Raw genomic sequence first — 19,318 nt, forward strand, 5'->3', positions numbered from 1 at the left:
ACTTGACTGTACTGATAGCATTTAAGCCTTAACCCTGCTCTACCACAGCCAAGTCTTTTACCATCAGCTGTAAGCTTTGTTTGCCATTCCATTCATTGATATCTAGCTGAAATAGTAAATGCACTTTTTTGGCACGATAATCCCAAGCGTCATTATCAAAGTTAAAACAGATTGCCTCGATTGGATATTGGACGTCTGGATAACGCAGCGATAGTTTAAGATGCTTGTCTTTTAATATCTTAAAACTCAATACCTCAAACACACCGTCAAATATCGGCGGTGCAAATCCATGACCCCAAATGCTAGCATCTGCTAAATGCTCAGCAAACCACAAGCTAAAATCTCCCGCTTGCAAAGGTCCATCAGTGAATTTCTGCTCTGCAAACACGTCATCATCCATTTGTGCCATAACTTCGTTAAACGCGGCGACAAATGGCTCAAAATTACGACGCTTGAGGGTCAGACCTGCTGCCATCGCGTGACCGCCAAAATGACTGATGAGATCAGGCTGACGCTCAGCGACTTGCTCAATCGCATCACGAATATGCACGCCAGCAATTGACCGTGCTGATCCCTTAATCGCATCGTCTTCACCAGTCTGCTCCGTATCTGCTGGCGCAAAAACAATGCTAGGTAGGTAATGACTTTCTTTTAAACGTCCAGCGACAATACCAATCACCCCTTGATGCCAATCATCCTGATACAGAACGATACTACGAGTGTCTGTATGGCTTGTCTTATGAGTAGTGGCGAATTGAGTATTAACTTCCTGAGTAATGTCATCGCCACTGTCGCTTGTATTTTCATCGACCTCAATATCAGTTTCAGTAGCCAATGTCTGTACGATACTATCTGCCTGCGTACGCATCTCGCCTTCTACATGACGGCGTGTACGGTTTAGTTGCTCAAGCTCTTGCGCCAAACGCTGGGCGGTGCTCCAGTCTTCGGTCAATAGGCACTCAATCCCGATACGCATATTATCCATACGTCCAGCCGCATTGATACGTGGCCCTAACACAAAGCCAAAATCCTGTGCGTGTAATTGCTTGGGGTCACGGCCTGCTTGCTCAAGTAACGCTAAAATACCCATACAACAGCGACCTTGACGAATAGCAGATAGCCCGTGATGTACTAAGATACGATTGTTTTTATCGAGTACGCCGACATCTGCGATCGTACCAAGCGCTACCAAATCTAAATACTGACTAACCTGTACCGTAGACTTGCCAGCGTCGCGGCGCAGCTTTGCCAATCGTCCGAGCACATAAAACGCGACCCCTACCCCGACCAGTGCTTTACTGGTGAAATTGCAATCAAGCTGATTAGGATTGACGACGGCTTCAGCAGGTGGTGTCTCTTTGGTCGTGAGATGGTGGTCAGTGATAATTACCGTAATACCATCCGCTTGGGCGCGCGCCACACCTTCATGACTGGAAATACCGTTATCGACTGTCACGATCATGTCCGGCTGATAGGTTTCGATGCCCAATTCGACAATCTCTGGCGTTAGCCCGTAACCATATTTAAAACGATCGGGCACCAAAAAATCGACGACTGCACCCATCTTTATGAGTGCGCGCATCATCAGCGCGGTACTGGTTGCACCATCACAGTCAAAGTCACCAACGATCAGGATACGCTGACCGTCATCGATAGCGATATCCAATAGACGCACGGCTTCAGTGATACCGTGCAGCATGTCAGCAGGCAACAGGCCAGACAAACCGGTCTCCAGCTCATCAGGTGCAGTGATACCTCGGCCTGCATATAAGCGAGCAAGCGTCAATGATTGGGCGGCAAGTGGTTGCAACGCGGCGGGCAACTCGTCAATGCGAGTGCTGGTATTACGGGGGGTTAAATTTAGCATGAGCGTATTTTACTGCCTTTAAGGCACGGCCTCAACGACAATTTATAGCGTCTCTGTACACTAGCTAATATTGCATTTATTTACCAAAGATGTTGGCTTAAATGGTAATTTGGAAAAAGGATTTATTCAGTGAACACGTATCGCATGTGGCTCTTCATTTACAAAAAGGATGCATAGTGACCGTACTTTTCTGCATTTTGCTACAAAGCAATGATTGTATGGCGCCTATAAATCCATAGAATAGTAAACAACTGAGAGACTTGCTAATTATTGAATTTTACATCATTAATATTTTAATTATTTATAAGGATACTTTATGAAAACCACACCAGCTGCTGAAAAACTACCAAATACGATTGATCCTAGCTTAGATCTTGATAAAGTCAAAAAAGAATGCCTTGGTATGGTCAAAAAACGTGCCAGAGTTTCTGCTGGTGTTGCCATCGTTCCTGTACCGTTCTTTGATGTGGCAGTCGACGCTGGTATGCTGACGCAATTGATCCCTGAGATCAGCGAACGCTTTGGTTTGATTGAAGACCGTCAGTCAGCAATCGATCTTCAGTCACGTGAAGTTCATTGGAGTGCTGTCAAAGACCGCACTGTAGATTTTGCAGGGTTGATGGCAACGCGTGGTATCGTTAAGAAAACCATTCAAGGCTTTGGTGGTCGTATCGCAGCCAAACAAGTCACCAAATTTATCCCATTAGGCGGTCAACTAGTTGCTGCGACCATGGGTTATACGATTTTTAAGAAAATCGCCACTGATCACATCAACGAATGCTATAAGCTTGCAAAAGACATTCAGCAAAAACAACATGGTAAAAATGTTTAATAAACATTAGGCAACGCCATATCTACAAAGCCAGCTATGAGATTTTTTAGCTGGCTTTTTTGTGAATGACTGCATTGCAGACTGTCTCAGGCGACTGGTTGATGATGCCATTACCATGTTTTACTGATAATATACCACTTTAGAGATTATCAAATACCTTAAAGGATTCACTTATGAAAAAACTTCTGGCATCGACCGTTATGCTGGCTACTGTCGCGCTAGCAGGCTGCACCACGACAGGTGCTACAAATAACGGCACAGGCACAGCAATTGGTACCGCAAATGAGATTGGCATGAATGTCTTTAGAGCGGCGATCGACAACCAATGCCGTAGCCAAATTGAAAAACAAACCGCTTGGCGTGTTGCAAGCGTCGCCATGACGGAAGCGCAGCAAGAGTCTGTTAAAAGTAACGTTTGTGGTTGCGTGAGTGAGCAAGCCCCGCAGCAAGTGACCATCGTTGAATTGGGTAATGCCGCTATCGATTCTCAGTATCGCGCTCAACTGGTCACTAGAGTTGTCGCCAAATCGCTTCAAAGCTGCTATGCTAGTTTTGTCAAATAGAGCACAATATTAATAAATAAAAAACGTCACAAAAAAAGGGGTGCGCTACCAATAGCACACCCCTTTTTTTGACGCTTTATACTATCTACTTACGTTATCGCATTTGCCTAAAATTTGTTTGAATCAGCTGGGTTTTGGGATAGAGCAGCTGTAAAAGGCAATGTCTGGCTGCGTCGGAAATACTTAGAAGAGCCATCAATAATTTTATCCACCTCTTTTACTAATTCGGTAATAACATCATCATAAATACCATGATACAGCTCTTTTTCAAATGCAGTAAAAGGATGCTTGCGTGACGCTGAACCAACCTCAGTTACCCCTTCCTTGCTATAAAAAATATCTACACGCCCATCACTATTTAACACACAGTTTAGTTGACCACCTTCAAGCTCCATCTCTACCCGCTCAGGCATAAAAATATAATCGTCCACGTTGATAAGCTTTTTTTCTACTTCCCGCTTAAAAAACGACTTGATATCAAACATAAGTACTTCCCTAACTTTATAATTATAAAATACATGAGCATGCCTACTTCTATTGCTGTAATAAAGCTTTTATGTATATGCTGAGTAGATCATGCTTTATACGGCTATTCTATAAGATAGAGAGAAATTTTTTAAGGTGCGATATGTAAAACTGCGTTTGATGTTGGTAAAAATAAAGAGCTTGCCTCAAGTCTTATCATGACACTATCCTATTTATAGTGATTGAACCCAGCCTTGTTCACGAAATGATTTGAGCACCTCAACGAATACTGCCATCTCATCAGGTCTGCCAAGCGTTAGACGATTGAAACCTGTGATGGGCGCAAACTCGCGACCAACCGCAATACCATGCTCGCGCATTCTGTTGATATAGGTTTGTACGTCTCCCTTTATCTCATGAAATATAAAGCTGGCTTGTGAGGGTAGATATTGGTAAGCACCATAAACAATACGCCTAAATTTTGTCGATTCCAAAAACTCCACTGTATATGGCAAACTACCGAACCCATCATGAGCCAATGCTTTGGAATGCTGTATGAATTATAAGATTGATACCGATATGGTAAGTGGCATTGGGTTCTATTTCAATCTTTGTCAGCGCCCTCCTATCGAATAGACCAAAAAAATGAGGTGCTCAGTGCGCACCCCATTTTTTATATTATTTAATACAGACAATCAGATCAAATGCGCTTTAAGCTCCAGCACTTTATCGCGGGTCTTCGCCGCCTCTTCAAATTTCAAATCACGCGACATTTGCTGCATTTGCTTCTCAAGACGTTTGATTTCTTTGGCCAATAAATCAGGACTACGCAAGATATTGATATCGACATCAGGCAAATTGCTCTTGACTGGGATGGCCTGATTGTCATTGGCATCTAGGCTTTCGCCTGTATCAATCTTATCAGTGATGCTACGGCGCGCGCCTTTTGGCGTAATATTATGCTCAAGGTTAAAAGCAATCTGTTTGTCGCGGCGACGTTCTGTCTCATCTATCGCCTTTTGCATACTTGGAGTAATGCGATCTGCATAGAGAATGGCCTTGCCGTTCAAATGACGTGCTGCACGACCAATGGTCTGAATAAGTGAACGCTCAGAACGCAAAAACCCTTCTTTATCTGCGTCGAATATCGCCACCAATGAGACCTCAGGCATATCCAAACCTTCGCGCAGCAAGTTGATGCCGACCAACACATCATGCTTACCAGTACGTAGTTCATGAATGATCTCCATACGCTCTACCGTGTCGATATCTGAATGCAAATAGGCAACCTTAACACCATATTCTTTTAAATAGCTGGTCAAATCTTCTGACATACGCTTAGTCAATGTGGTAATCAATACACGCTCGTCTTTTTCACGGCGTTTGGTAATCTCAGATAGCACATCATCGACCTGCGTTAAGACAGGGCGTATCTCAATCTCAGGGTCAATCAAACCCGTTGGACGTACAACCTGCTCTACCACCTGCTCACTGTGTTCAAGCTCATACAGCGCTGGCGTGGCACTGACGTAAATCGTCTTAGGCTTGATGCGCTCCCACTCTTCAAACTTCATTGGGCGATTGTTCATCGCACTTGGCAGACGAAAGCCATAGTTGACCAAGTTTTCTTTGCGTGATCTATCCCCTTTATACATCGCGCCAATCTGAGAGACCGTAACATGCGATTCATCAAGGAACAGCAGAGCATCTTCTGGAATATAATCAAACAACGTCGGCGGCGCTTCCCCTGATGGACGACCAGAGAGATGCTGCGAGTAGTTTTCGATACCGTTACAGTAGCCGAGCTGCTGAATCATCTCAAGATCATACTGGGTACGCTCTTTGAGGCGCTGTGCTTCAATCAGCTTATTGTTTTCACGAAAGTACTCCAACCGCGGCTCCAGCTCAGCGCGTATGGTTTCACTGGCCGCTTCTAACTTATTGCGCGGCGTTACATAATGTGATTTTGGATAAATGGTAATACGTGGCACGCTGCGTACAGTTTTGCCTGTCAAAGGATCAAACCACGTAATTTTCTCCACTTCATTGTCAAACAAATGCACGCGTACCGCCAGCTGCTCAGACTCAGCAGGATAGATATCTAACAGCTCACCACGCAAACGATAGGTACCACGGCCAAAATCTAACTCATTACGGGTGTACTGCATCTCAACCAAACGCTTAATAGTTGCGGTACGATCTATCTGATCACCAACCACCACATGCAATAGCATTTTTAAATAACTTTCTGGATCACCCAAGCCATAAATACACGATACCGATGCAACGATAATCGCATCACGACGCTCAAGTAGTGCACGAGTGGCTGACAGACGCATCTGATCGATGTGATCATTGATGGCGCTGTCCTTTTCGATAAAGGTATCGCTAGCAGCGACATAGGCCTCTGGCTGATAGTAGTCATAGTAACTGACAAAATACTCAACCGCATTGTTCGGGAAAAACGACTTAAACTCGCCATATAGCTGCGCGGCAAGGGTCTTATTATGCGCCATGATGATGGTTGGGCGCTGACACTCTGAGATAACCTTAGCCATGGTATAAGTTTTACCAGAGCCCGTCACACCTAGCAATAGCTGTTCATCCATACCAGAATTGATACCATTGACCAGTTTTTCGATGGCTTGCGGCTGATCGCCTGCTGGCTCAAAATCGGTGACCATCTCAAAGGCACGGCTGGATATTTTCGTCCCAGACGCATTGACACCACTGATTTCAGCTTCGCCTTGGAGCTGAGTGGCCAATTGGTTTAACTGACGCGATGAGCGCGGTTCAGGCATTCTCATAGTAATTTTCTTCTTATTAAAGTTTATAACAATATGGAGTCTGAGCAGCGGTTTTTAAAGGCTTTTTAACGGATAATGACGAGTCTTATCTTATACATATTGCCATATCGCGCTACACAAATATAAGTCTGTAAAGATACTATTTATCGATAAATAAACCTGCCGTTGTTATAAAAAACGCACACAGACTTTGATAAATTTACAAAGATTTTCACGGTTAACAAACCCGTTACACGACCACCTAACAAAGCCTAACACTCAGGGGTTCCAACATCGATTTAAGCTGTTATTATCGATCATGAATTAACAAGCAGGTGACTTATCAGCCGATTGATAGAGATATTTCTGATATTTATTTTGGATTGATTGTCATCAGGTAAGAGTAAAAGACTAATAACAATACATTGAGATTTTCATTCAATATAATAATTTTAAATAAATAACGGAGTAAAATATGAGAGAACGTTACGCAAGTGGAATTTCAGACGATACCGCCAAAAAAATGATTGATTTGCTAAACGCTAACCTAGCAAACGTCATCGACCTAACCTTAGATGGCAAACAGTGCCATTGGAACCTACAAGGTACTGGTTTCATCGGTGTGCATCAGTTGTTAGACGAAACATCAGATCGTATCCTTGAAGTATCAGATACTATCGCTGAGCGTATTGTGATTTTGGGTGGCCAACCAAACGGTCTGGCAAGTCGTGTGGTAAAAGAGTCTATCTTAGATGATTACCCAACTGATATTACTGAAGTAGATCAACACGTACGCGAGCTAACTAACCGCTACAAAAAAGTAGCAGAGGCATTAAGAGAAGCCATTGCTACTGCTGGCGACGCCGGTGATGAAGATACCGCTGACCTATTCACTGAAGCTAGTCGCATCATCGATAAAGATGCTTGGTTCATCGGTGCGAATGCGCCAAAGAAATAAGTATCCGTGAATTAATGGGTATTTTAGGCTCATAATTACGAATAAAAAAAGCCGTCATTATTGACGGCTTTTTGTGTCTTACACTTTTTTGTGTCTTACACAATGAATCACGTATCGAATATTTAACAATCTACCTGCTGTCAATGAATCCGTCTACTGTATTCTCTTTTATTGACTTGCTGTATAGCTCAAATATCTTCTAATTTCAGAATATCAGCATTTGGTGCCGATAGTGTCAAAATTGCCTCTTGGAATACAGGGTTATCTCGGAACAAGTTTTCAATCTCCTCAAACTTTTGAGCGACATGTTCTTCTTTCTGATTGCCTGCGATATCCACTGCGGCGACCATAAAGATCTTTTTAGGACCAACCCACTCTAGGTGTAGATAGGACACACTATCGATATCTGGATGATTTAGCAGTTCGCTCAACACATACTCGTGCATACGGTCAGTGACTCTATACCCCACCAAAAAATCACGGTTACGGCTAATCAAAAATATCGCGACCACCCCCAGTAACAAGCCTACAATGATAGAACCAAGCGCATCCCAATAAGCCTCTCCAGTATAGGCATGCATGCCCATAGCGGCGGCGGCAACCACCAAGCCAATAACGGCAGCTAAATCCTCAAAAAACACACCGCGCAAGGTAGGATTAGAGGTATCTACCACATAGCCAAGCGCGCTAATATCGAGCGCCTCACCATGCTTTTTACTTTGTCTATATGCTTGAATCAATGAAAATCCTTCAAGTGCAAACGCTACCGCTAAAACGATAAAAGCAATCGTATAGTTGGTCCCAGATTCAGTAGCATTCCACTCTTTAATACCCGTATAAATAGACACAATCGAGCCTGCCGTAAATACACCAAAAGCAGCAATCATTGACCAGACATAGGATTCTTTGCCATAGCCTAATGGATGGCTCTTATCAGCAGGTTTAACAGATTTTTTTTCTGCGACAATCAGCAACGTACCATTGCCCGCATCCGCCCATGAATGAGCTGCTTCAGCAATCATGGAAGCAGATCCTGTTATAAAAGCGGCCACTGTTTTTGCAATGGCGATAATGAGATTGGCACCAACGGCAATCAACACCGTAATGAGCGAGCCTGAGTGTTCATCGTTGGTTTCAGGACTTTGGTTAAGGGTATGCTTTAATTTAGGATCATTGAAGGTTGTCAGGTTGCCAGCTACACGCGCACGATGACTCGGCACTTTAGAAGAAGCTGACGAATGATGTTGGGGATTACCAACGGATGGCTTTAGACTCATACTAAACTCACTGGAATAACATGTTGATAGTGAATATATTCACCATGGACGAATGGCTTGAAATACCTATCAGCTTAAAGTAAGCGCTTTACAATATCAGTGTCTTTTTAGTGAGTCGTTGTATAAGGTGTTGGTTATTAGTCAGCTAAAAGTTGATAATTAAAATTGCTAGCTTATTTAGCAATATCTTCAACTTCATCAAACTTGCTATTCATTGTTTCGAGGTCACAGCTGGGACGATGTGCGCTTTCCATACGCAGTTTTTTTCGCTCTTTTGCAGCATCGGCACGGCATTGCTGTAATTTATTTTTGATGACAAGCGGAGGGACAGGAGTTGGCTTGCCATTATCATCGATAGCAACCATTGTAAAATAGCAGCTATTGGTATGGCGCACGGTACGAGCACGCACATCTTCTGCCTCAACACGAATGCCAATCTCCATTGAGGTATTTCCCACATGATTGACACTGGCTGCAAAGGTTACTAATTCGCCCACATAAATAGGCTCACGAAACATAACTTGGTCCACGGACAATGTCACGACATAGCTACCACTATAACGACTGGCACAAGCGTAAGCGACCTGATCGAGCATCTTTAGCAAATCACCGCCATGGACATTACCAATAAAATTTGCCATATCAGGCGTCATCAATATCGACATATATAGTTCATGTTTCAGTGGGGCTTTTTTGGCAGTCGAGCTGGTATTGTATTGCGACATAACGTTCCTTAAATGGTTTGACACTTATTTGTTGTGCCTACCATTTATACAGTAGGACACCAAATAGCGCAAACAGCCCTATGTCTCTAATCGGTCTAGGTTATGTAAATTAGAGCTATATAGGGCCAGCTTTTATGAATAAGGGCGATCTTGGTTAGCTCAACCAATGAAAACGATAAGCCAGCCAAGCGACAATCGCGCTGACTGACCCCGTTAAAACACCGCCCCATACAAAGTCAACGAGTGCGGTATCTAGCGTAAAGCCCTTGTATAGTGCCAAGTTAGTAAAGTCATATGTACCGTAGGCCATTAGACCAATCAAACCACCAAGTAAGAAAATATGACCAACTGATGCACCTGCTTTGATTTGTGGATATAGAATCAATATGCAGAGTGCCAAGATATAAAACATATAAAAGATACCAGCTGCCATCATATTTGGCTCATCCGCCAATAGATGACCAATACGCGACTCATAAAAAGCCCCTTTCATGGTCGTTAGCCAAACAGCATCTACGCCTAGAAAGATAACCACCGCGGCGAGATAAATAAAAACATAACCCATGATAATACCCCTTATAAAATGAATAAAAACGGATAAAACTTATAATGTCAGTCGTGGCTGAATAAAATCTAAAAATGCTAAAATACGCGATGATAAAGCACTATTTTTGTAATAGACCGCCTGTATGGCTTCGCGATTGTTTGGTGTTACTATCGCCTCAGGCAACACCTCAACCAATCGTCCAGATTTCAAATCGTCACCAATCATAAAATGTGACAGTAAAGCGATACCTTGATGATTTAAACACAGCTGACGCAAGGTCTCGCCGCTACTGCCAGTCATATGAAAGTTCAGTTTCACTGGTGTTTTTAGTGGCCAGCTATTTAGCTTCGACGCATCGTTAAAGCCAATTAATTTATGAGTGCTCAAGTCATCAATATGAGCTACTTCATCATGCTGATATAAATATTCAGGACTGGCTACTAGCCGCAGCTGACTTTTACCCAATAGACGCGCATGCAAGTTTGAGTCTTTTAAATCGCCAATTCTGATAGCCAGATCCGTCTTGTGCTCAAGCAAGTCGATAACATTGTCATGCGAGGTCAAATCAAGCGTAATATGCGGATACTGCTGCACAAACTCACCAACCAAAGGCGTCAGCTGATGCAATACAAACGGACTCGCAGCGTCAATTCGTAGATGCCCACTCGGCGCTTGTTTTAACAGCTTAATTGCCTCTTCACCGGTATATAACGTATTTAAACTCTCACGCGCATATATAATAAAGACATGCCCTTCCTCCGTCAGCTCTAAGCGCCGTGTCGTTCTATTCAATAGCGTGCATTGCAGCGTATCTTCGAGTCTGGACACCGCACGAGATACTTTAGCGACTTGCTGATTCAGCAAGTTGGCAGCGCCAGTAAAACTGCCCGTATCCACTACGGTCAAAAATATCTCTATATCTTCTGTTTTAGCATGTCCCATCATCATGATGACCTTTACAAAATTAACAAAGGTATTTTGTCATTTGTGCTGTTTTTTGCAAACTATAAATCGGTCAAACTACGCGCATTATTTAATTATTAGGATGTCGTTATGCCACTCGCTTTATGGGCGCTTACTCTAAGCGCATTTGCAATTGGGACAACCGAATTTGTCATTGTTGGATTGGTACCAACTATTGCCACCGATTTGGGCGTGAGCTTGCCTTCAGCAGGGTTGCTCGTCAGCCTATATGCCGTTGGTGTCGCTATCGGTGCCCCTATCCTTACTGCACTCACTGGTCGCTGGAATCGTAAAATAGTACTGATGAGCCTAATGGGTCTGTTTGTCATCGGCAACTTGCTGGCTTGGCAAGCACCCAGTTATGAAACCTTAATACTTGCCCGTATCTTGACCGGTCTGGCGCATGGTGTGTTTTTCTCTATTGGTTCCATGATTGCTACTAGCCTTGTTAGTAAAGAGAAAGAAGCCAGCGCAATTGCCATTATGTTTACTGGGCTTACTGTAGCGCTCGTCACTGGCGTACCTTTAGGTACATGGATTGGACAGCATTTCGGTTGGCGCGCTACGTTTTTGGTCGTCTCAGCACTGGGCTTAATCGCTTTAATTGGTAGCGCCATATTAGTACCGAAAAACCTAAAAAAATCTATTCCTGCAACGTTCAAAGAGCAATTACAAGTCATTGTAAAACCACAATTACTAATGGTTTATCTAATGACTATTCTTGGTTATGGCGGTACGTTTACGGCATTTACCTACCTAGCACCTATCTTAGAGCAGCAGACCAAATTTGCACCATCAGCCATTGGTCTTATCATGCTCGTATATGGCGTGTCCGTTGCTATTGGTAATATCTGGGGCGGAAAACTTGCAGATAAACGTGGCCCTATTAGTGCGCTTAGCATTATATTTAGCGCCTTAAGTGTCATTCTTTTACTATTTACCTTTACTATGCAATCCAAGATTGCTGCTGTGCTGACTATTTTGGTATGGGGTGCTTTTGCCTTTGGTAATGTACCGGGCCTACAGATCTACGTGGTCAAGCAAGCTGAAAAATATACACCGAATGCCGTCGATGTCGCTTCTGGATTGAACATTGCTGCATTTAATATCGGTATTGCACTAGGCTCAATCATCGGTGGTAGCGTGGTTGAAAATATGTCATTGCAAGATACAGCTTGGATCGGTGCTGTCATATCTTTAATGGCACTAGCGGTTACACGTTATTCAGGTCTACGTGATAAGCGTGCCCTGCAAGCATCATAGAACCTTTCAATGTAAAACTTTTCAATATACAACCTCTCAACATAAGGGTCTCAAACTGTCTATACAGTATGAGACCATATAAGTGTTATGAAAAAGCCGTATCTATATCACTTAACTTATACTGTCGCTGTGTCTGCCATATCTGCGTCATTAAAGGCCGTCTCATCGTTCGAAACCGTTTCGTTTTTTAAGACCGCACTTGGCAAATCGGAAAAATGCAGCGTGTCAATATTGTTAGGCTTCACCGCAGTGACTTGAACCACACCGATCGTGCGCTCCAAGAATCCCCCTTCGCAGTAACAGAAGTAAAACTCCCATAGGCGGATAAAGGCATTGTCATAGCCAAGCGCTTGAATCTCTGCACGCTGTGCCATAAACGCAGCACGCCAATCACGCAGCGTGTACGCATAATCAAAGCCATAATCATGTAGTTGCTTGATGACCATGTCAGTCTGCTCAGTAAACTGTGTCGTCAGCTCTTGATTGGATAGCAGACAGCCCCCTGGAAAAATATGCGTTTGGATAAAGTCGACCGAATCGATATAGTCTTGATAATTCTGATCATTAAAAGTGATGGCCTGCAATACCATAAGACCCGTTGGTTTGAGCAAGCTATTGCACTTGGCAAAGAATGTTGGTAAGTACTCATGTCCCACCGCTTCAATCATCTCGATACTGACTAGCTTGTCATATTGACCTGTCAGCTCGCGGTAATCTTGCTTGAGTAGTGTAATTTTGTCAGACAGACCTGCCGCCTCGACTCGTCGCTTCGCTTCATCATACTGGGCATCAGAGATAGTCGTGGTGGTCACATGGCAGCCGTAGTGCTTGGCTGCAAAGATAGCAAAACCACCCCACCCTGTACCAATTTCAATCACATTATCATCAGCACTAAGCTGTAAACGTTGGCATATGAGCGACAGTTTGTGCTGCTGCGCATCTCTAAGCGTCACATCAGGCGTCAGATATACGGCTGACGAGTACATCATCGTATCATCCAAAAAACGCTGATACATATCATTGCCCAAGTCATAATGCGCTAGAATATTGGATTTGGAGCCAGATTTGTCATTGCTACGTAGCTGATGCTTCGCTTTTTCAAAGGCTTTACTAATACCAGCAAAACGATTCTCTAGTTTATTGAGCACTGCTAAGTTACGAGCTGCCAAACGAATCAAACCTGTTAGATCATCCGTATCCCATTCACCATCGATATAGCTGTCTGCTAGCGCGATAGAGCCACCAAGTAATAGATGACGATAGACAGCAGAATCATGAATCTGTAATGTCACGTGTAGCGAATGGCGACCAACCGCCGAGCTACTAGCGTCATTAGTAGCTACCTTACCAAAACTACTTGTCTTAGGTTCCTGCTCGTCAAATGTTTCAATCAGCGTGAGGCTACCAAACTGTATATGCTGTAGCGCACGAAAGATTAGCTTTCTCGCTAAGTTATTCACACTATTGCTGACTGGCTGTAGTACCGCGCTTTCATTAACTACTTTGCTCACACGAGCAGTTAATTTTTCTAGTTTTGTGGCTGGTGCTCGATCGGTCAGTCTGGCTGGCATCGTGTATTTATCCTTGTCTAAATGCTTTATTAGTTGGTCTAACATTCATGAAATTTTTGGATTGCTAATGACTTTAAATAGCTAATGGCTTTGAATTGCTAATGGCTGTCTTTTGGACTGTTTTATTTTTGCTGTTGGCTATCCGCTAACTTTTCATCATAATTGATATAAGGCACCTTTTTGATCGCATAGAGTTTAAAGGCTTGCCCATAAATACGCGCTAACGAGGTCATGTTCATCAGTGGGTTTTTTCGTAAGCTATTGCGAACGGTGGTTTCTGTCAGCGGCACCCCTGATATCTTTATACCCGTTTTTAGGACCTCCCCACGCTCATCACTGATATCAATAGCGATACGAACTTGCAAGCCTGTGCTTGACTGCTTATCTGCCGTATGTTGTTGTGTACGTTTTATCGTCACCTGCCAGCGGTATAGCTGATCGATAGGATTAAAAGGTGACACATGAAAGTCCTTGTCATGACAAAACTCAGTCTCCTCTCCTTCTAGCAAAAACCCATAGTAATGACGCTTATCCCAAGGTGTATTGGATACTTCAGCCAATAAGTGCGTAGGCGTCTGCTGCTCATTAAACCCTAGGTAAAAATTAACTGGGCTAAAATACATACCTGCATTACGGCAGACAAGTAATCCCAACATATCTCCTGTAGGACTGCTACCTGCATGTTTGATAAATGCTTGGCTCAGACGCTGCTTTAGCGCTTGATTAGACGGTAGGTCATTATCAATATCTTCGTTGCTATTTATGCTCTCATTGTCACTTATGTTCTCATTGTCATTTAGGCTTTCATTGTTACTTAGGCTATTGAAACCCTCTAGATAATCATTAGGGCAAAATTGTTGTAGCGCCTTTGTCTTGGCTGAAAATAAAGGCAATCCCTTTGCCAATAACTTCTTTGGTAATACCTTGCTCAGGTGTGATACGCCTAAAACCTTATGGTCACTCAAAGCTGCCGTGTTTACTTCTGGCAGTGCCTGTCCTGCCGCCAATGCACTGATATTGATACCCCAATAGCGATACGGATAAACAAACTTATTCACACTAGGTAGCAACCGACTATGCCATGTCGTGCCCTCAAGCAATTGATGCGGTAAAACAGTAGTATCACAATCTAGCTCATGACGTAACATATCATTAGTAGGTTTGGTGGACACGGTCATAGACACTCTCTTCGGTAAAGGCACATGATGATAGAACAATTTGCAATATTGCTTGCAAAGCTATTTGGCTTTACGGCGAGCAAATAAACCACGTTTTTTATTTTGGGAACTATCATGATCCTCACTCTGTAAGCGCTCAGCATACTCAACCAGCTCCTGATTGGTGGTCGCAGTGTTAATCTGACGCTTATCAAGGGTGCGTGCCTTTGTGTCAGCCTTTACTGGCAAGTCTTTATAACGAAACGGCGTATGTGCGCTATCCGCAGCAGGCAAATGCGCTGGATCAACTTCATCTTTTATATCGATATCATGACCGAGCGCCTGACACACACGTAGACCGCTGCGTACGCCATCTTCATGAAAGCCATTAAACCAATATGCTCCGCAAAAATGCGTATGCAACCCAATGCCAGAGATACTTGACCATTTGGTTTGCGCCTCAATCATCTTTAGATCGAACACTGGATGGCTATAATCAATGCTTTTGACGATTTGCTGATCATCTATCTCATGATTCAATGTGACCAAATAATTATGCTTCTTGGTCAGACGTTGCAAGATATTCATATGATACGTTAGCACGGGTTTTTCAGGTGTTTGTGTATTTACGCCAGCTTGATTCTTGTCTGTCACATTGTCTGAAGGTTTTTCATCAATAAGGTAATTCCAGCTTGCCCATGCCAGTGGCTTCTTGGGTAAGACGCTCGTATCGGTATGCAATACAGCCGTGTTTTTGGTAAAGCGGAAGTGACTCAGCACCTCAGTTTCAGTGGTACTGGCATCTGTTAGAATCTTCAATGCGGTGTCTGCATGGCAGGCAAAAATGACTTCATCGAATACAAGGTTTTCGCTACGATTGTCAGCGTTACCTTTATCCTGCACTGTCAAAGCATTCTGTACTGTCAAAGTCACTTGCTCACCATCACGCGTCACAGACTGTACTGGACTGTTGACTCGCACTTTGCCACCTGCTTTGATAAAGCGTGGAATCAGTTTATTAACGTATTGTTTTGAGCCGCCTTTAATCGTGAACCACTGCGGACGATTGACCACATCAAGTAAGCCATGATTGTCAAAAAATTGCGCAAAAAACACCAGTGGGAAATCTTGCACTTCATCCAGACTGGTTGACCAAATGGCAGATACCATGGGCAGTAGATAGTTATCAGTAAACAGCTGACCATAGTTTTGTTGAGCCAAGTAATTACCTAGCGTCTGCTCAGTAAATCCGCTAATGTCTTGCCCCGCAGCACGCGCACTATCATAATCTTGACGGAGCTGCTTGATGTGCTTATTAAACTGCAAGATATCTTTGATAAACTGCCAGAACTTTGGATTGAGTACGTTTTTGCGCTGCGATAATAAGGTGTTGAGCGTATGCCCATTGTATTCAAAACGACGTGCGGTATTTTTGACCGAAAAGCTCATATCCGTCGCCTGAAATGGCACTTGCAGATCGTGGAGCAAACGGAAGAAATTAGGATAAGTACGCTCATTAAAAACAATAAAACCGGTGTCTATGGCGCTGCTCTCTACGTTACTAGTCTTTGCTTTTTTGCCGTCCTGTAGTGCCACATCAATGGTATTTACATGCCCGCCGATATAATCATTGGCCTCAAAAACGGTCACCTCATGTTGCGCGCCTAAGTAATGCGCACAAGTCAGCCCTGACACACCCGAGCCAATAACGGCAATACGTTTTTGCGTTCCCTGATGGTCAGCATTTTTGGCATCATTGCTGTCCGTAATTTTTTGGTTATTTGCACGCTTGAAACGAATAAACGGCATAAAAGCATTCCCTTCTATATTTTTGCTGTTTTTATAGTGGATGATAGGTTTGTTAATAATGATAAATTACTTTTTATTGAGCTTTTCACTGACTTGCTGCCAGACTAAATCAGGTAGTGTGCCCAATGCTTTTAGTGGCATCGTTAATTTTTTTGGGAACTCAATAACCTCATGACCGCTTTCTATGCCATCACGGATGGCTTGACTGGCCTGCTTTGGCGTCTGGATAAACGGCATAGGAAAATCATTTTGCTCAGTCATCGGCGTCTCGACAAAACCCGGTACGACCAAGCTGACCGACACATCGTGTGGTGCAAGGCTAATCTGTAATGTTTTCATCAGATAATGGATAGCAGCTTTTGAGCTACCATAAGCTTCAGCACGGGCAAACGGCACGTAAGCAGACGCTGAACCGATACCGACTAGGCGACCTTTAGACGCAATGAGCTTTGGCAATACGCCTTCGATGGCATGAGACAACGTACCCATATTGACTGACATCACTTTCATAAATACTTCGCTATCGAAGTTTGGCATATCTAAATACTCACACATGCCAGCACCGCAAATCGCCAAATCAATGGTGTCGACTTTTTCAAACGCTGCAATGACTTTATCCCGATCCATCAGGTCCAAATCAATCGTTTCTGCGCCGAGCGATTTTAGCTCAGCCAGCGCCTCGTCATCACGGCCGACAGCATACACGGTATGGCCCTCTAGCAGATAATCCTTGGTCAATTGATTACCAATACCAGAGGTCGCACCAGTAATAAGAATGTGTTGTTTTTCAGCAGAATCTGTCATCGTGAATATCCTTTTTAAATGTTCTTATAATATGAAAAGCGTATCGCTCAACAAAGAGCTGAATAGATCTGTCTTTAAATTCGGATGCAAGCTTTCATCTGAGCGTATTTGTGCTCTGTTATATGGCTTGTTTTTATTAACCTATACGCCATCTTATTTAACAAACCTAAATAGTTATAGTGGTCGGCTATAGGTTTATTGTTGTGTCTTCGCAATTGCCACAACAAAAGCATCTTATCTTTACTGTGGTCTTCATATTTATACAGTGAGTCATGCTAAAAGACAGTCCGCAATGTTTTGTTATCAGTGTGATAAGACAGCGCTATATCAGCATGCTACAATATTAAAATAGCCGCGCAGACATGGATGAGCGTCTCATTTATGATCAAATGGTGGCTATCTTCACGATAAAATGAGGTGATTGTCTAAACTGCCTGATATCTTGTCCTGATAGTGATAAAAGCGTTATATAATTAATATCGATTTTTACCAATCCCACTCCCATATAAAAAAGGATCTCTCATGAGCGAGTTGCAACTGTCTGACCGCGTCAATAGCATCAAACCCTCTCCTACGCTAGCGATTACTAATAAAGCAAAAGAACTAAAAGCAGCTGGCAAAGACATTATCGGTTTGGGCGCAGGCGAGCCTGATTTTGATACCCCTGACCACATCAAAAAAGCAGCAATCGATGCCATCAATAATGGCTTCACCAAATACACCGCTGTTGATGGTACGCCAGAGCTAAAAACCGCCATCATAGAGAAATTCAAGCGTGACAATGACATCAGCTACGAGCCAAACGAAATCCTAGTATCGGTCGGTGGTAAGCAGTCATTCTTTAACCTTGCCCAAGCGTTTATCAATCCTGGCGACGAAGTCATCATCCCAGCACCATACTGGGTGAGCTATCCTGATATGGTTATCATCGCAGAAGGCGTGCCAGTCATCGTAAAATGCCCCGCTGAACAAGACTTCAAAATCACCGCTGAGCAGCTAGAAGACGCTATCACTGAAAAAACCAAACTGTTGGTATTGAATAGCCCTTCTAACCCGACTGGTATGATTTATACGTTGGACGAGCTAAAAGCCATCGCTGAAGTATTGAAAAAGCATCCACACGTGTATGTGGCATCAGACGACATGTACGAGCACATCCGCTGGACGGGTGATAAGTTCTACAATATCCTCAATGCCGCGCCTGAGCTAAAAGACCGTGCCATTATCCTAAACGGTGTGTCTAAAGCTTATGCGATGACAGGCTGGCGTATTGGCTACGCTGGCGGCCCTGCCAAACTCATCGGCGCGATGAAAAAAGTACAGTCACAGTCTACTTCATGCCCAACCTCCATCAGCCAAGTCGCTGCAGAAGCAGCCATCAGTGGCGATCAGAGCGTACTTGAGCCAATGGTAGCGGCATTTGAGAAGCGCTGCGACCTAGTTGTTAATGGTCTAAACGCCATTAAAGGGATCACTTGCTTGCGCCCTGATGGTGCATTCTATGTGTATCCTGAAATCAAGCCACTCATCAAAGCCGCTGGCCTATCATCATGTACTGAGTTTTCAGAGTGGTTGCTAGAAAAAGTCGGTGTCGCAGTCGTACCTGGTGATGCTTTCGGTCTTGGTGGCTATATGCGTATCTCGTACGCTACTGATGAGGCAACATTGAAAGATGCACTATCGCGTATCGAAAAAGCAGTGGCTGACTTAGACGTTGCTGAATAAATTTTA

At 43.5% G+C, this 19,318-nt stretch carries 17 protein-coding genes; 5 read left to right on the plus strand and 12 right to left on the minus strand.

Features of this window, described 5'->3' with window-relative positions; all coding sequences use genetic code 11:
* Window positions 1-28: 28 nt before the first annotated feature.
* Window positions 29-1,867, minus strand: a complete 1,839-nt coding sequence (recJ, locus tag BTW00_RS05900; protein ID WP_075106650.1) for a single-stranded-DNA-specific exonuclease RecJ — start codon at window positions 1,865-1,867, stop codon at window positions 29-31.
* A gap of 316 nt (window positions 1,868-2,183) precedes the next feature.
* On the opposite strand from recJ, the gene BTW00_RS05905 reads away from it, so the two are divergent.
* Both BTW00_RS05905 and BTW00_RS05910 read left to right on the plus strand, forming a co-directional pair.
* Entirely contained in the window at window positions 2,184-2,699 is a 516-nt protein-coding gene (locus tag BTW00_RS05905; protein WP_075106651.1) for a hypothetical protein, read from the plus strand.
* Window positions 2,700-2,872: 173 nt separating this feature from the next.
* Entirely contained in the window at window positions 2,873-3,262 is a 390-nt protein-coding gene (locus BTW00_RS05910; protein ID WP_058025108.1) for a hypothetical protein, read from the plus strand.
* Window positions 3,263-3,369: 107 nt separating this feature from the next.
* Here BTW00_RS05910 and BTW00_RS05915 read toward each other — a convergent pair whose 3' ends face one another.
* From BTW00_RS05915 to uvrB, 3 genes are all read right to left on the minus strand, one after another.
* Window positions 3,370-3,747 carry a hypothetical protein gene (locus BTW00_RS05915; RefSeq protein WP_058025107.1) on the minus strand — a complete coding sequence of 126 codons (378 nt, stop codon included), beginning with the start codon at window positions 3,745-3,747 and terminating at the stop codon, window positions 3,370-3,372.
* Window positions 3,748-3,960: 213 nt separating this feature from the next.
* Complete coding sequence (locus BTW00_RS05920) at window positions 3,961-4,221, minus strand: hypothetical protein (protein WP_256714013.1); 261 nt, start codon at window positions 4,219-4,221, stop codon at window positions 3,961-3,963.
* Between the two features lie 201 nt (window positions 4,222-4,422).
* On the minus strand, window positions 4,423-6,534 hold the full coding sequence (gene uvrB / locus BTW00_RS05925; protein ID WP_075106652.1) for an excinuclease ABC subunit UvrB: 2,112 nt from the start codon (window positions 6,532-6,534) through the stop codon (window positions 4,423-4,425).
* Between the two features lie 454 nt (window positions 6,535-6,988).
* Here uvrB and dps point away from each other — a divergent pair, with 454 nt between their 5' ends.
* Complete coding sequence (dps, locus tag BTW00_RS05930) at window positions 6,989-7,471, plus strand: DNA starvation/stationary phase protection protein Dps (protein ID WP_058025104.1); 483 nt, start codon at window positions 6,989-6,991, stop codon at window positions 7,469-7,471.
* Window positions 7,472-7,659: 188 nt separating this feature from the next.
* Here the strand turns inward: dps and BTW00_RS05935 are convergent, their stop codons facing one another.
* The 4 genes from BTW00_RS05935 to BTW00_RS05950 form a co-directional block, all read right to left on the minus strand.
* Window positions 7,660-8,748 carry a cation diffusion facilitator family transporter gene (locus BTW00_RS05935; protein ID WP_075106653.1) on the minus strand — a complete coding sequence of 363 codons (1,089 nt, stop codon included), beginning with the start codon at window positions 8,746-8,748 and terminating at the stop codon, window positions 7,660-7,662.
* Window positions 8,749-8,921: 173 nt separating this feature from the next.
* Complete coding sequence (locus BTW00_RS05940) at window positions 8,922-9,473, minus strand: acyl-CoA thioesterase (RefSeq protein WP_058025103.1); 552 nt, start codon at window positions 9,471-9,473, stop codon at window positions 8,922-8,924.
* Window positions 9,474-9,627: 154 nt separating this feature from the next.
* The gene (locus BTW00_RS05945) at window positions 9,628-10,038 is read right to left on the minus strand and encodes a DUF2177 family protein (protein ID WP_071001940.1); all 411 of its coding nucleotides are present in this window, start codon (window positions 10,036-10,038) and stop codon (window positions 9,628-9,630) included.
* Window positions 10,039-10,077: 39 nt separating this feature from the next.
* Window positions 10,078-10,968 carry a LysR family transcriptional regulator gene (locus BTW00_RS05950; RefSeq protein WP_256714014.1) on the minus strand — a complete coding sequence of 297 codons (891 nt, stop codon included), beginning with the start codon at window positions 10,966-10,968 and terminating at the stop codon, window positions 10,078-10,080.
* A 105-nt stretch (window positions 10,969-11,073) separates the two neighbouring features.
* On the opposite strand from BTW00_RS05950, the gene BTW00_RS05955 reads away from it, so the two are divergent.
* Complete coding sequence (locus BTW00_RS05955) at window positions 11,074-12,246, plus strand: MFS transporter (RefSeq protein WP_075106655.1); 1,173 nt, start codon at window positions 11,074-11,076, stop codon at window positions 12,244-12,246.
* 116 nt (window positions 12,247-12,362) lie between these two features.
* On the opposite strand, the gene BTW00_RS05960 is transcribed toward BTW00_RS05955, so the two are convergent.
* From BTW00_RS05960 to BTW00_RS05975, 4 genes are all read right to left on the minus strand, one after another.
* Window positions 12,363-13,817, minus strand: a complete 1,455-nt coding sequence (locus tag BTW00_RS05960) for a cyclopropane-fatty-acyl-phospholipid synthase family protein (protein ID WP_083603585.1) — start codon at window positions 13,815-13,817, stop codon at window positions 12,363-12,365.
* 122 nt (window positions 13,818-13,939) lie between these two features.
* A complete protein-coding gene (locus tag BTW00_RS05965) occupies window positions 13,940-14,995 on the minus strand; it encodes a DUF1365 domain-containing protein (protein WP_075106656.1) in 1,056 nt (351 codons plus the stop codon).
* A 60-nt stretch (window positions 14,996-15,055) separates the two neighbouring features.
* Window positions 15,056-16,783, minus strand: a complete 1,728-nt coding sequence (locus tag BTW00_RS05970) for an NAD(P)/FAD-dependent oxidoreductase (protein WP_075106657.1) — start codon at window positions 16,781-16,783, stop codon at window positions 15,056-15,058.
* Between the two features lie 66 nt (window positions 16,784-16,849).
* Window positions 16,850-17,587 carry an SDR family NAD(P)-dependent oxidoreductase gene (locus BTW00_RS05975; protein ID WP_071001945.1) on the minus strand — a complete coding sequence of 246 codons (738 nt, stop codon included), beginning with the start codon at window positions 17,585-17,587 and terminating at the stop codon, window positions 16,850-16,852.
* Window positions 17,588-18,109: 522 nt separating this feature from the next.
* Here BTW00_RS05975 and BTW00_RS05980 point away from each other — a divergent pair.
* Window positions 18,110-19,312 carry a pyridoxal phosphate-dependent aminotransferase gene (locus tag BTW00_RS05980; RefSeq protein WP_075106658.1) on the plus strand — a complete coding sequence of 401 codons (1,203 nt, stop codon included), beginning with the start codon at window positions 18,110-18,112 and terminating at the stop codon, window positions 19,310-19,312.
* Window positions 19,313-19,318: the final 6 nt, after the last annotated feature.

The organism is Psychrobacter sp. C 20.9 (assembly GCF_001921765.1).
Classification (GTDB): Bacteria; Pseudomonadota; Gammaproteobacteria; order Pseudomonadales; family Moraxellaceae; genus Psychrobacter; species Psychrobacter piscatorii_B.